The organism is Paenibacillus sp. FSL L8-0502 (assembly GCF_038593055.1).
GTDB classification, from domain to species: Bacteria; Bacillota; Bacilli; order Paenibacillales; family Paenibacillaceae; genus Paenibacillus; species Paenibacillus polymyxa_D.
The window spans coordinates 4,968,475-4,983,494 of sequence record NZ_CP151958.1 but is presented as its reverse complement, the minus strand read 5'-3'; the positions used below and the strand labels follow the sequence as shown (position 1 = coordinate 4,983,494).

8 protein-coding genes are annotated in these 15,020 nt (G+C 40.1%); 6 read left to right on the top strand and 2 right to left on the bottom strand.

The window, feature by feature from the left end; translation table 11 throughout:
- Positions 1–777: 777 nt before the first annotated feature.
- Both NSQ57_RS21715 and NSQ57_RS21710 read right to left on the bottom strand, forming a co-directional pair.
- A complete protein-coding gene (locus tag NSQ57_RS21715) occupies positions 778–2,229 on the bottom strand; it encodes an ATP-dependent helicase (protein WP_342425297.1) in 1,452 nt (483 codons plus the stop codon).
- A 26-nt stretch (positions 2,230–2,255) separates the two neighbouring features.
- Positions 2,256–4,154 carry an ATP-dependent helicase gene (locus NSQ57_RS21710; protein ID WP_342425296.1) on the bottom strand — a complete coding sequence of 633 codons (1,899 nt, stop codon included), beginning with the start codon at positions 4,152–4,154 and terminating at the stop codon, positions 2,256–2,258.
- A gap of 111 nt (positions 4,155–4,265) precedes the next feature.
- Here NSQ57_RS21710 and drmA point away from each other — a divergent pair, with 111 nt between their 5' ends.
- The 6 genes from drmA to NSQ57_RS21680 all read left to right on the top strand — a co-directional run bounded on the left by drmA (position 4,266) and on the right by NSQ57_RS21680 (position 15,007).
- On the top strand, positions 4,266–7,583 hold the full coding sequence (gene drmA, locus NSQ57_RS21705) for a DISARM system helicase DrmA (protein WP_342425295.1): 3,318 nt from the start codon (positions 4,266–4,268) through the stop codon (positions 7,581–7,583).
- Between the two features lie 4 nt (positions 7,584–7,587).
- Positions 7,588–9,345: a DUF1998 domain-containing protein gene (locus tag NSQ57_RS21700; protein WP_342425294.1), complete on the top strand. Its 1,758-nt coding sequence runs from the start codon at positions 7,588–7,590 to the stop codon at positions 9,343–9,345.
- Between the two features lie 8 nt (positions 9,346–9,353).
- Entirely contained in the window at positions 9,354–10,127 is a 774-nt protein-coding gene (locus NSQ57_RS21695; protein ID WP_342425293.1) for a phospholipase D-like domain-containing protein, read from the top strand.
- A 289-nt stretch (positions 10,128–10,416) separates the two neighbouring features.
- Positions 10,417–12,144, top strand: a complete 1,728-nt coding sequence (locus NSQ57_RS21690; RefSeq protein ID WP_342425292.1) for an AIPR family protein — start codon at positions 10,417–10,419, stop codon at positions 12,142–12,144.
- Between the two features lie 66 nt (positions 12,145–12,210).
- A complete protein-coding gene (locus tag NSQ57_RS21685; protein ID WP_342425291.1) occupies positions 12,211–13,470 on the top strand; it encodes a DNA cytosine methyltransferase in 1,260 nt (419 codons plus the stop codon).
- Positions 13,471–13,855: 385 nt separating this feature from the next.
- Positions 13,856–15,007, top strand: coding sequence for a hypothetical protein (locus NSQ57_RS21680; protein WP_342425290.1), 1,152 nt, complete (start codon positions 13,856–13,858; stop codon positions 15,005–15,007).
- The last annotated feature ends 13 nt before the right edge of the window (positions 15,008–15,020 follow it).

Sequence of the window (15,020 nt, the reverse complement as noted above, 5' to 3'; positions counted from 1 at the left end):
TTCGGTTCTGTTGATCGTCAGGTTTTGAAAAATAAGTTTTAGACTGAGGCATTAAGTGAATCCTTAAAACGAATCAAACCAGATAATAAGTATTAGACTGTGAAGCTTCGCGCAGCAGTTGGTCGTCGTGACCGGCTTTCGATTCCCGCGCGCCCGGTGTATCCTTTGAGAACCAAGAGTGGCAAGCTGAAGCATTGAGGAGCAACTGGCCGACTTAGCCAGTCGCAGATCGCTTCGCCGAGTCTAATACTTTATTTTCTCCATACATCTATGCCCTGCAAGTTATTCTCCATTACTCGGGGCTTCAGAGAGGAGTACTAGGAGCAGTTCACGGTTTTCCGGCTGTGACTATCTGAATAAACGGATTCTACCACTTCGTTCTTTCAATATACTCTTGGGACTCAGATGGGGGGATCCCAAGACGTCAGCCGGGTTTGTTGTTTGGCGCATGCTGACTGTTAGGATTTTAAGTATGGAGATTAATGTACTGTACACAGTTGCAACGGATGTTTATGGTAGAAGAACGAAATCAGGAACCAGATTCACGTTAGCGTTTACTGATACGGGAGTCTAGATAAAGAAGAGCAGGGCTACCATGGCAGCTTTGTGGGTGCAAGGGTAACCCTGGTACAAGTGATTGGGTTATTGAGTGGAATTACAGTGAGCAACATGTTTAACTAAGGGTAAATAATAGCTCCAAAACAGCTTAATCTAAGACTTTTCTAGATATATATAATTACTAGGAACTATTTATCTTCTAAATAATTTTTCGGAATTTTAAACTATCTTATAAAGATCGTTATCCAGCTCCCCGACAAACTGGGAAAATGGAGTTACAGCAATAAGAGAAAGCGTCAATCGGGCACGAGTCATGGCCACATACAGCTTGCGACGTTCGGTCGCTACGTGAGCATCGGGATCATCGCCTGGATCTGATAGTTTGATAGGAAGTTTGCCCTCCTGAAGACCGGTTACGATGACATGATCGAATTCCAAGCCTTTGGATGAATGAAACGAAACAAGTTTAACACCCTGAGTTAGAAAATCGGCCTCATCCGACTTTATTTTTATTGCAGCAATGTTTACTTTGGCTAAGGCAAGTGCAATATCATCCAATCGGTCATTTGAATGTGCAATCACTCCAATTGTATCCGTAGGGAATTCTGTAATAAGCTCTTTAATTTTTTTTATAAGCTGCTTTTTTTCTTCGGCAGTTGAGCTGACCATGCTTAATTCTGGAACTGGCCCCTTAATATCCGGATCTGTGGATGGCAGAAATTCTGAATCGTTTAACAGTGTCTTGTCGTGAGCCTGCAAACTTTTCGCAAGTTGAATAATTTGTTTGGTGGAGCGAAAGCTTTTATTAAGTATTTTACTTCGTGTCCCTTTTATATCAATATCCACGCTTTTCCAAGTAAAAGATCTTCTATATATTTGTTGTCCTTTGTCGGCTGCAATTGTAAGACTCTTAACAGCAAGCAACTTGACGACCTTTAATTGCGCAGGAGACAGGTCTTGTGCTTCATCGATGAGTACATGTAACGGTCTCCGATCAACAGTGATTTCGTGTTCATGTATCAGTAACAGAATGGCAATATCATCAAAATCATGTGCGTTTTTGCTTGTGAGTATGGACTGGTATTTCTCATAAACATCAAAAATGGATTCACGATGCAATTTAGTAACCTGAATTTGATTTCCCCGTCCTGTACGAGCACAACTTAAATATTTCTCTCTCTCATTCATGTTGTTGTTCTTAATCCAGGATACTTCCTCCTTAAGAAACTTTATTAATTGGTATTCGGTCATCTGTGGTGTTTTTGCTTTAATGTTTGGAAAGGTGGGGTCTCCGTATTTTGCGATTGTCCTTTTTGCGTAAGCAATCATTTCCACTTGTTCTTTTCCAGCAATATTTCTGGTGTTCAAGGCCCCAATCTCTTTTAGAATCTGCGCTCCCCAAGTATGAAAGGTTAATGCTTCAACAGGTGTTTGTGTGGTTGCCTTTTTAGCAAGTTGTCTTAAATAGGTAGACAAAGCCCGATTAAAAGTTAAAAATAAAACATTTCGTTCTCCTTCATTAGACTCTAACTTGTTCAGATAGTTCGCTCTTTCAAGAAGAATTGTCGTTTTTCCGGCACCCGGAATACCCCTTATCAACAATTCTCCTTTTGGAGTAAACTGCACGCACTTTTCTTGTTCTTCTGTCAATTTAATTAGTTTTAGTGCCATATTTTATTCTCCTTGCCAGCTTGATTTTAGAAATCATCCCCAAAAAAATTTAGCACCTCGGTTTTATACTTCTGTTCCGCTTTTTCCTGGAGCTTTTTCGCATTATTAATAAGCTCTATGTCGCCCAATTCGAGTATCTTGTCGTCATCTGTGGAAGTCGGTGTAAAACCGTTAAACTCATAGTGTTCTATCAACTCCGTACCTTCCCCCATACACTCATCAAAAAAACTATCAAAGTGTATTCCTGGGTGCCCAATTACATAAAGCTTTTCCTTGGCACGGGTTAAACCTACGTAAAGCAATCTTCTTTCCTCGTCTATATCTGGAGAACTTCCATTTGGAAATGTTCTGTCACCGAGGTACAAAAGAAAGACAACTTTAAACTCTTCTCCTTTGGCTGAATGAATTGTCCGAATCTGTATATTTGCATCCAGTATACTCGGTTCGGGCTCGTTCCCTGATTCGATGGTATTATATATCTCTTCCGATATTTCAAAGCAGAATTCAAGTCCCATTTTCTGAAATTCCGTAATTTCATCTCTGATATCTTCAGATAGAATGCCTTCTGGAATATCGGTAAGTAAGCGATGTGTATCTGCCTTAATAAACTCGACAATGGTCATTCCATAGTAGTCGGGGCTCATACAGATTTGAGAAATATAATTGCGTATTTCACGTTTGTGATCAACATCGGAATCCCTTATCACGTTTGCAGACAAATTATGAGCATTTAACGCTTCCATCACAATGGTTCCTTGGGGAGAATGCTCTGTGTTCTTTCTGACCAACACACAAATCTCCTGTGGCGTAATGTCACTATTTTCGAAGAGAGTTGAGACTTCAGATGCAATATAATCACCTGCAAGCTGAAGAGATGGTGCATGGATCAACTTTACCGCCTCATTAACAAGTTTTGATTCCGGTATCAATTTATTAGCTATTCCACTGATCAGGTTTATTCGGTTTGCAACCTTTATAATATTCTCGGTTGATCGGTAGTTTCTTATAAGAGAAGTAGAAGATAGTACCTTCTGTGCCACAGATCTAGCCCGATCTTCAAAATTCAGAATATTTGATATGCTTGAACCATTAAACGTATAAATGGTTTGTCCAGCATCGCCTACAACATTAAGGCAAATATCATCCCGGGAAATAGAAAACAATAATGATTCTTGTGCGCGCGATGTATCCTGATACTCATCCACCAAAATATATTTCAGTCCGTTTCTCAACCGTTTTAATGTTTGTCCATCTGAATTTCCGAGTACACGAATGGCTTCGGTAATCAAACCACAATAATCTATGCAGTTGTTAACTTGAAGCAGGTTATTATATCTCGCCCATAGCTTCTTTAGATCATCGGTCTTGATATTAAAATTTCTACTACCGTCAGTCCAGCATATGTGCTGATTGGAAGGTAGTTCATTAGGTTTTGTAAGGCAATCCATGTCATTTGAACCTTGTCGAAGTTCATCCAATATCTTGAGGTAACAATCAATAGGGACTTTTTTGGCGCTCTCCAGTTTATCGAAAAGATAATCAAAATTATTATTCAATATCTCATTGCCTTCTATCAGCCTGAAATTTGGACGAAGCCAAGTTTCATTACATTCAATTGCCAATCTTAGTATACGATATGACAATCCATGAAATGTATATACGGGTACGGTCCTACCCATACCAATTTCCATACAAAATTCTTCAAGCTTTTGCAATAATCGACTTCGTGCGGTTCTAGAGAAAGATAAGGCTATAATTGAATCAGCCGGTATGTTCATTTCAAGTTGCAAATATAATATGCGTGCTGCTAAAGTACTGGTCTTACCCGTTCCAGCAGCTGCATTAATTGCCAAGCTTCCCAAAGGGGCCTTTATTACTTCCTGTTGTTCTTTGTTGAATCGGGATATTAAAGTATCAAGAGTCAAATGCTACATCCCCCAATAATATAATTTCAGAATATAGTTCGACATAAAAGGACTTTATTCCTACTTTTAATGAAATATTAAAGTATAATAATTCCATAGGGAGTGATATTTATGGGAGAACAGGAAAAGGTTAATATTCGTAATGACTTAATAGATCGATTGACATTGGAGTTGGTAGGACCAAATTATGAAGATGAGGAGATCGGGGAATCTCCTTCCCAGAGATATTTGACCGGTATACTATGGCCGAATGGTACCTTAATGGAAAAGGAAGATGATGAAAAGACAGAGACGGATGACAATGAAGATGGCCATGGCACCCCCGAAGCTATTGCACCTTTAATGCAGGCCATGAAGCCTTCTTCAATCGGCTTGTCTTTTGTTGTTGAAGCCGGTCAGGAGAAGATTCGCGTGTTCTATGAATGGGGCGAGTACTTTAAGCTGGGTGAGAAGAAAAAGTCACCTTGGAAAAGAACTCCCATTAAGGACAAAAAAACAATTGATTTAATGCCGGCTGATGGTTTGAGGCGCATAATTGCACTGAAATCAGACGCTATGGGAGAGGTTAATCTTGAATGGCTTGCCCGTCCTCTCAAAGATGGATCAGGAAGATTGGCGGTCAGCTTATTTTTGGTCAATCGGAGAGAGAAACCGGACACTCTCAAGGATGCATTTTGTCTTTATCAGCCTCTGTTAAAAGTAAAGGGATATGGATGCGAATACCCGTTCTCGGTAAGGAAATTAAACATGGACCGGGGTTATCAGGCTCCCGACGTGGCGGCAGACAATTTGTTGTATAGAAAACAGCGTGTTTTCGCAGTAGGGCATGGTGTTGCCGTTGACTGGAATGATTTCTCGAATGATGAAGAACTCGTTGGCAGTCTATTTACCAAAATCATACCCGTATATGAAATTCCGCGTGTTATCCCCCCTGACTGGCTGGGGAATGGATCGCTTGATATGAAGGAAATATCGAAAGCAAGGAATGGCGATGAAATCTATAATTGTCTTAACCCGATGCTCGATGAATACGAAGGATGGATTGAGGAACAAGGCGATATCTTGGAGACGATAAAAATTGACCTCGATGAGGAGCAATATAACACGGGGGAGGAACATTTGCGATTGTGCAAGGAGTCCCTGAAGCGTATGAGAAAGGGACTTGGCTTAATAAGGGATGAAGGGAGGGACAGAGAGGTATTCAGAGCGTTTTGCTTTGCCAATAGGGTCATGTCAAAACAACGAATACAGAGTATTTGGGCACGAAAAGCAAGCAAAACCAAAAATTGGTCCGAGGAACCAAAGGGAATACGTACTCAATGGAGGCCGTTCCAGATCGCATTTATTTTGCAGTCCCTTACGGGCATCGTTGAACCCGACCATGATGACAGAAAAGTCGCTGATTTGCTGTGGTTTCCGACAGGTGGTGGTAAAACGGAGGCATATCTCGGATTGTCGGCATTTGTAATGGCCCTGAGAAGACTTCGAAAAGAGCAAAATGGAAAGCGTGGAGATGCTGGTGTAACCATCCTAATGCGCTACACCCTGAGGCTATTGACCATCCAGCAATTCCAAAGAGCAGCAACCTTAATCTGTGCATGCGAAATGGAACGAATACAGGACAAGGATTCTTGGGGGGAAGAGCCCTTCAGAATTGGATTATGGGTGGGTAGCAAAAACACCCCGAATGACTTCGATGAAAGTGTAAAGCTAATGGAAAATGAACAACCAAGCCCTGGAGCACCTACTCCCGTTCAGTTGGTTTCATGTCCGTGGTGTGGTTCGGAACTGCACAGTCGTAGTAACTATTTTCTTGATAAGAAAAATAGGAGAATTTTAATCGGATGTTCAAGACGTGAATGCGAGTTTCACCGTTTGAAAAATCCAGAAGGGATTCCGGCTGTGGTTACTGACGAGGAAATATATAGATTGTTACCAACGCTTTTAATTGGAACTGTTGATAAATTTGCCCGACTGCCATGGGTTGGAGAAACCCAGTCACTATTTGGAAAAGTTAAAGGTCAAATTCAGCCTTGGGGATTTGTTCCTGAAGGGGCTGCTCCAAACACTCAAGGATGGATAAAAGATGTTTTGAAAACAAGTACAATAACAGGTGATTCCATGGATCAACGTGAGTTACTTCCCCCGGAACTAGTTATCCAGGATGAATTGCACTTAATTTCAGGGCCTTTGGGAACAATGGTGGGTCTGTATGAAACAGCTATAGATTATCTATGCAGTGGAATAAGGAACGGAGTGGAGGTAACACCGAAGGTTGTAGCATCGACAGCCACAATCCGACGTGCAAAAGAACAGATCCAGTCACTTTTCGCAAGAAGCCTTTCCATTTTTCCAAGTCCTGCTCTGGATTCGGGCAACTCCTACTTCGCAGTAGAGCAACCAACTAAAGAACTACCAGGGCGAAACTATGTGGGGATATTTGCTCCTGGTCGAAGCGTTAAAACAGCCTTGGTCCGGGTATATGCAGCTTTACTTTCGTCAACTGGGGCAATGAAACATTTGGATGAAGATCTTGATCCCTACCAAACACTTGTTGGTTATTTCAATAGTTTGAGAGAACTAGGCGGAGCTGTAAGATTAATTGAAGATGACGTAAGAAGCAGAATGAGTGTACTGTCATCTTCCAATCGCGGACAGAAATATCAATTTGTCGATCGTAAACTTAAGGAGAATGTACCCGAACTTACAAGCCGGGTGGATTCATCACAGATTCCGGCATTGCTTCAAAGGCTGGAGCAGCCCTTCCATGTGGACTCTCCAAATCATGTTAATCCTGTTGACGTTGTATTTGCCAGCAACATGATATCCGTAGGGGTTGATGTTAGTCGTTTGGGCCTGATGGTAGTGACGGGACAACCTAAAACAACTGCAGAATATATCCAGGCTACAAGCCGTGTGGGGCGCGAACATCCAGGCTTGGTCATTACGGTTTATAACTGGGCGAGGCCAAGGGATGTATCACATTACGAGCGTTTTGGCTCATATCATGCTGCATTATACCGATATGTGGAAGCAATTAGCGTTACCCCTTTTTCATCCCGTGCACGTGATAGAGCCCTTTCAGCAGTCCTTGTTTCAATGACAAGATTGTCCGAATATAAACTGTCCAAAAGAGAAACTGCCAAAAAATTCAGGTCCAATGCAGCGTATATTGAAAGCATTATGGAATTTATGAGGAAGCGGCTTGAGAATATGGGATTACAACGTGAAGATGAAGTGGAAGAACATTTAAAGTCCTTGATGGACAAGTGGGAATCCAAAACTTTCGGAACAAGTCTGACATATACCGGAGGTAAGGAGAAATTGTTATATCCATTAGGGGAAAAGGCCCCTGCTTCAACATTTTCAATTCCAAATTCCATGAGAGACGTGGAGTCATCAGTTGGAATTTATTTATTAAAGGAGTAGACTCATGAACGGGAAAATAGGAGAAGTTAGAAACAGCCAGCTTGTATCTACTTTTGGCCCTGGGGCTATCATGGATTTGCCGGACTTTTCAATCATAATTGCCGGAGTGGATGACTGGAATCTGAAACAATGTGTTCCAATAAATGAACCGAGGTTAACACGGAAACTGGGTATTCAAAAGATTTACACACCTCCCATGGTGGAGAGTAAGAATGAAACACGGCAGGGATCGCTTCCAGCCTATCGTTTCCCTCGATTCCTTGTGTGCCCAAAATGCAGAAAACTGTCACTCGCCAAAAACTTTTTCAAGAAAGAAAATGAAAATGTAAGTTATTGTAAATGTGGTGAGGAAAACGGCTTAACAAAAGTTTTTCCTGCACGTTTTATTGTGGCCTGCTCTGCCGGACATATTGATGATTTTCCATGGGATTTCTATGTACACAAGGAGGACAAATCAGAAAAGTGTAAGGACTTGTTATACCTGAATGACAAGGGTGCTACAGGTTCAATTTCCGACGTGGAGATTGAGTGCAGGGGATGTGGCCAAAAACGTTCACTTGATGAAGCTTTTATGGGTAAAGGTTTGGGAAAATGCTTGGGGCACAGGAACTGGCTGGGTCCTTGGGACACCCAACCTTGTGAGGAAGAACAGAGGGCTTTGCTCAGGGGTGCTTCCAATCTTTATTTTCCTGTAGTGGTGAGCGCACTTTCCATACCTCCCTATTCAAGTCCCATACACCAGGATGTTGCGGGTGTAATGGATCGTCTAACCAAAGTGGAAAGCAAGGAAAATCTCCAGATGCTTATTGATATGGGGGTTTTTGCAGAGTTTGAGGATAAAAATGTCGATGATGTATGGAGTGCCATACAAAACCAGCGCTCACTCGGAGAAGGAGTGGATCAGGATTTGTATTACCCTGAATGGCAGGCTTTGTTGAAGGGAACATCCATGGATGCCAAGCATGATTTTGAGATAGAAGAACAGGGAGTGCCAGAACGGTACAAAGATAAATTATCCAATATTATCATGGTTAGAAGATTAACAGAGGTTAGAGTCCTGGATGGATTCAGCCGAATTGAAGCCCTCCCGGATAACATTGAAAAAGCAGATAGCGAAACGACAAAAGCTTCGTATAAGGCGTCATTGAGCAAAAAGGATTATCTTAACTGGAGACCCGGAATCATTACAAAAGGAGAAGGGATATTCATAACTTTAAACGATGATGCATTGAAAATATGGGAAGAAAAATTTAATAGCAACCAGATTCCAATGGCAGAGGCGTTCAGACAATATTGTGATGATAGAAACATGGAGTACCCCGGAGGTCCTGAACCCAGATATGTACTTCTCCATACCCTTTCGCACGCATTAATGAGGCAATTATGCATGGATTCTGGATACTCCGCAACTTCTTTGAGGGAAAGGATATATTCCAGAAATACCGATACAGAAAGAATGGCAGGAATTCTTATATATACAGCTACACCGGATTCGGAGGGCAGTCTGGGGGGATTGGTCGAACTGGGTAAGAAAGATAGGTTTGAGGAGATACTCTGGAGTGCTCTTCAGGAGGCTCGTTTTTGTTCTGGTGACCCATTATGTTCCGAACATAAACCGCATGCTATTGGTGACTTGAATGGTGCTGCCTGTCATGCGTGTCAGCTTGCCGCAGAAACATCGTGTGAAAAGTCAAATCGTTTTCTGGATCGAGCGTTTCTGGTTCCCACCGTTTCGGAAACTGAACTGGCCTACTTTGAATAGGGGGAAAAATGCAGAGCGAATCCATTGCAAAATCTATTTCTTCCATTACATGTTCCTGCTCTTTAGCTGATCTTGAGAGAATAGTCCAGTACATCAGGAGTGGAGAAATCGATCAATATACCAGCCTGGCTGAATGGAAAAGAGCAACACTTCCTGCCAACGTTCCACTGCCATTAATTCAGGATTTAATATCTCAGTGGAGAAAGCAAGAATTACATCCGGATGTGATTATTTTAATTTTTCACTCGGCTATGCATACTAAAAGGAATATGGAAATGAGTATTCCAGAAGTGGAACTCGCATGGTCGGGTCCATTTGCCAACCCCATGTCTTTAGCTAGAAGCAATTATGCACTCATTAAAGAGATGATTGAACGTGCAAGAAGGGAAATCTTTTTAGTGGGCTATAGTTTTACAGCTAATGACAGGACACTTAGTATTTTGGATGCTCTTGCTGCTGCCATCCTCAGGGGATGCAGTGTAAGGATTGCATTACATGATAATGGCAGCAATATTAAAGAGTTTCTAGCAAACTGGAAGGGAAATATTCCAGAACCTACAATGCTGAAATGGATTGGAAATGCTGATGATCCCTTGGCGAGTCTTCATGCCAAGCTTTTAATAGTAGATAATATCGAGTTATATATTGGGTCCGCAAACATGACCTATCATGGCATGGGATCCAATATCGAATTAGGTTTGAGAATTGAGGGTGAACCTGCAAGAAAAGTCTCCAGGCATTTTTTTGCTCTTGAACAGGCGGGAGAATTAGTTAAATATTAGGGTAATGGTTTAATTTAGCATAAAAAAATATAAACTGGTTATCTTTATCGATTCCTGTTTTTGGCATCAATGTCCCCTTCACTCCAATATCCCAAAGAATAACGGGGAATTTTGGAAGGAAAAGCTGTTGGGGAATGTAGAAAGAGATAAAAAGGTCACTGGACACTATGTAAGTTCCGAATGGAAGATACTACGAATCTGGGAGCATGATTTCAAAACAAAATTTGACGAGACCGTTTCTCTAATAGCGGATTTTATCATAAGAAACAGGAAAAGTGAGTGAACCAATTTGGAGAAGGATTTCAGGGATTATTCAGAAGACTTTAAAAATTATGTAGATGGGCTGGCAAAAGAACACGATAGGGAACAGCAGGGGGTCTTCACGGAAGTTGTTCTTGATTTTATAAGGGAATCCGGAGAAATTGGCGATTTTGAAGTGCTTAATTTCAGAAGAACCGGTATCCAGGTTAATGGTTTTTCCATTGTTGAGGACAATGATCTTTATGCCCTAACCTTGGTTATCTCTCTGCATACAAGGATTGCACCTCCTCTTGTACTGAGGAAAAATGATTGGGAACCTGCACTCAGAAGGGCCGTTTCTTTCTACAAAAAAAGTATTGGTGGGCTTTATAAAGCGTTGACCACACAAAGTGAAGTCTTTGAATTAGCCAAGTTTATATACGATCATCATGAACAAATTCATCAGTTGAAAATAGTTTTATTGACTGACGGTATGGCCAGAAATGTTAAACTGGATGAAACTAAGACAGGAATCGCTTCTGTGGAACTGCAGATCTGGGATATGGAGCGTCTTTATCGACTTTTAAGTTCAGGCAAGGGCAGGGAGCCAGTTGAGTTCGATATATTAAGCAAGTTTGGGGCCGGGCTGCCATGTTTGAAGATGCCTTTGTCCAATGAGATATACGAGGCATATTTGTTGTTTATTCCAGGTCAATTACTTGCCGATATATATGAGGAATTTGGAGAACGTTTAATTGAACGAAATGTACGTTCATTTCTTCAGATGAGAGGGACTAATAGGGGGATAAGAGACACCATCATAAATGAGCCGGAAATGTTTGTGGCATACAATAATGGGATCTCTGCAACTTCTGACAGAGTGGAATTTGAGGAACGAAAAGACGGGAGCCTTGTTCTATCGAAAATTCATGATTTTCAGATAGTGAATGGCGGGCAGACGACAGCCTCCATATATCACACACTTAAAAAGAAAAATGATGTTTCACGTATAAATGTACAAATGAAATTAACAGTAATAAAGGATTCGAAAAAATTGGACGAGATTGTCCCCAGAATTTCGGCTTATGCCAATAGTCAAAATAAAATTCAAACGGATGATTTTTTCGCAAATGATCCATATCATAGAAAGATTGAACAGTTTTCCCGAACTATATGGGCTCCCGCTACTGAAGGAAAGCAAAGGCAAACCAGATGGTTCTATGAACGTGCTCGTGGTCAATACCTTGATTTGAAAGGGAGAGACAAAACACGTAACGCTCGAATACAATTTGACCAAACTTATCCCAAATCTCAATTATTTACAAAAACTGATTTGGCTAAGTACATTAATTCTTGGGATCAGATTCCTCATATTGTAAGTAGGGGATCGCAAAAGAACTTCCTCGAATTCACAAAAAAAATATCTGTCATGGACGTATCCAAGATAGAACAGGATTATTTTAAGGATTTGATATCAAAGGCAATTCTATTTAATGGTGTATCGAAAAGAGTCCATTATAAATACCGAGCAAATATTGTGACCTATACTATAGCCTGGCTATCCTATAAGACGCAACAGCAGATTGATTTGGAATTGATCTGGCGCAAACAGGCAATTCCCGCGAGTTTGGAAGATGTGATTGACAGAGTGACGGATGCAGCATATCGACACATTGTTGACCCTCCCGGTGGAGAGAATATAACAGAATGGTGTAAAAAAGAAGAATGTTGGAACCAGTTCAGGGACATGGACGTGGAGATTATGCTCGGAATTTGAAATACTTATATGATTCCGTAATTTAACCTGGTATAATTTCTACATAACGAATTGGGAGATTTGAAAATGAACTTTATTGACCTATTTGCCGGTGCTGGTGGGCTTTCAGAAGGATTTGTGAGACAGGGATTTAATCCAATAGCTCATGTTGAAATGGATTCATACGCAGCCGAGACAATTAAAACAAGGACTGCCTATCATTATTTAAAAAGTAAAGGCCGCCTTGATGTATATAAGGAATATTTGAGAGGAAATATAACTAAGGAAAATTTATATCAGGAAATCCCAGCGAGTTTATTGGAAAGTATAATAAACCAAGAGATTAATGATGACACGATTCCGGATATTTTCAATAAGATTGACGAGTTGTTACTAGAGAATACCGGCCAGACTCAAAAAATTGATGTTTTGATTGGCGGTCCGCCCTGTCAGGCCTATTCGCTTGTTGGACGAGCCAGAGATCCACAGAAGAAGGAGAATGATCCGAGGAACTATCTCTATAAACAGTATGTGAAATTTCTGGTCAAATATCAGCCTGATATTTTTGTGTTTGAAAATGTACCTGGTATTTTAAATGCTGGTGGAGGATCTTATTATAGGGATATTCAAGATTTAATGAGAGAAATCGGATATGAAATCAAACATAAAACCTTGGATGCTTCTCATTACGGAGTGTTACAAAAGAGAAAGAGAGTTATACTAATTGGATGGAACAGGAAGTTGGGATACGAATATCCGCGTTTTACCCAAATCGAACAACTTGCATTAGTCGAAGATATTTTTTCGGACCTGCATCCACTTGTACCAGGTGAACAATTGAATGAATATGTTAAAGAACCAACATCATACCTTAAGGATACTAATATCAGGAATGAAGAGGATATATTAACACAGCACTTAACCAGAATGCATAATGAGAGGGATCTTGAAATATACAATATTGCAATAGACCTTTGGAATCGAGAAAAAAAGCGTTTGAAGTACACAGATCTCCCAGAAAGATTAAGAACGCATAATAATCTTAAGGCTTTTCTGGATCGATTCAAGGTTGTAGCAAGAGATTTACCTTATTCACATACAGTAGTGGCTCATATAGCCAAGGACGGGCATTATTATATACATCCGGATATTAACCAGTCCAGATCAATATCTGTCAGAGAGGCAGCGAGACTTCAGTCGTTTCCTGATAATTTTTATTTTGAGGGACCACGTACAGCTGTATTTACACAGATAGGTAATGCTGTTCCGCCGTTGATGGCTGAAACTATAGCTATGGAAATCAAAAAGATGTTAATTGGTGAAGTGCAGTTATCATTTATGGTTTAGTTTTTAAAAGGAACCCTTAAAGGGTTCCTTTTATTTGATTTGCTCGACAAATGCTAGATTTTATTAAATATTTATAAGAACTACTTTGTTTTATCATCTTAATTCCGATACTCTTAAGTTTTGAATTTACAGGTTATGAAATGCTACATAGGCATCCTATAACAAATAGAAACGAAATTCCACTCAAAATGAAGTGAATACATTTTTTGGGGTCATCTACATAATGATTTATATGAAAGATACAATTTGTTATTTATGCAATAATTTTTTGTTAAATATTGTATAAAATTAATTGTTTATTCCAATAATAGAACAAGAACGAGATTTTCAGAGCTGCAGAAGAAATTACTTACAAATATAAGTTGATATCGGAAGGAAGATAGCCATGAAATTAAACTTTTTTTCACCACCAGCAAATTTGACAGATTTCGATTCCATTCCAAATCAGAGAGAAGCTTGGAGTGAAGCCATCTCATACTTTTTTAATGAAGGAATAAAAAATGTTGAAGAAAAACTCGAACAAGGTAAAAGTCAGTTTTATAATCCCTTATTTACGGAAACAACACAAGACGAAAAATCCCGCGTTATTAGTTGGTTAGGTTTTCCAAGGGCGCTTTTGGAAAAAGTTCACCCTAAAGAAGCAGCATATAAAGTTGCAGAAGAATTAAAGGAGATCTCTTTAAGGGAGGATGATCAATTAATTTGGGGTGTTAATTCTGTTAAAGTCCGTCAACAAGATGAATACTTGGAGTGGCATACTTTTTTTGATCAAAATGGCAATGTAAAAAAAGTTACGTTTACCTGTGAAGGGCCTGAATATTGGGAAGCTTTAGCAGGAGGATATCCACTTTTATATAAAGGGTCGAAAACAGCTGGTGCTAAGGGGGATAAAAATAAGTTGTTAGCCCTATATCGTCAATATATAAGTCCAAATGTGCAGATGGAAGATCTTTTTTTAGAAGGTGTTTATTTTCCATATAATAAGTGGAACACTACACACGGTTGCTTACATTTAATACAGCCAAATAATACTTTGAATGCAGAAATTGACATTGCTGCAAATGCAACAGTTTTACGTAAGAAGCAAGATGGAACACTTATTACTGATGCTAATGAACTAATTTGTTGTGCACAATATGGTGCGCCACTCAGAGCTAGTGATCCTACAATTGGTGGCCAGGTAAATGCGTTAGCACGTAAGGGTGCATCAATTACACTTAAAGATCCAGTAGGTCTTTATATAGATAGTATTGATACAGATGGATTTGTAACTCCGGATGGTTCCAATGCAATGGACTATTGGAAAATTTTAAGGGGACAAGATGGAATGATTGTACGTGCTGTTTTTGAGGTACCTGATTCAGCTCCATTCACTGTAAGTGACATCAAGATCGGAGGTACAAATATTAAATTTGGAGGGCAAATTGCAGAACATATAATTATTAAATTGACAGGGATTGCTTGTCGTTTCGGTCAAGCACAAAATCAGGCAGTTGATTGTGAGTCAGGCACATTGGATGGATGCAGACGTCTGTAAAAAATAAATGTTT

What these genes read in the sequence shown, in the direction of transcription:
- NSQ57_RS21685 (WP_342425291.1), top strand. Translation starts at nt 12,211, where the DNA reads ATGAACTTTATTGACCTATTTGCCGGTGCTGGTGGGCTTTCAGAAGGA.
- NSQ57_RS21715 (WP_342425297.1), bottom strand. Translation starts at nt 2,229, where the DNA reads ATGGCACTAAAACTAATTAAATTGACAGAAGAACAAGAAAAGTGCGTG.
- NSQ57_RS21680 (WP_342425290.1), top strand. Translation starts at nt 13,856, where the DNA reads ATGAAATTAAACTTTTTTTCACCACCAGCAAATTTGACAGATTTCGAT.
- NSQ57_RS21695 (WP_342425293.1), top strand. Translation starts at nt 9,354, where the DNA reads ATGCAGAGCGAATCCATTGCAAAATCTATTTCTTCCATTACATGTTCC.
- drmA (WP_342425295.1), top strand. Translation starts at nt 4,266, where the DNA reads ATGGGAGAACAGGAAAAGGTTAATATTCGTAATGACTTAATAGATCGA.
- NSQ57_RS21700 (WP_342425294.1), top strand. Translation starts at nt 7,588, where the DNA reads ATGAACGGGAAAATAGGAGAAGTTAGAAACAGCCAGCTTGTATCTACT.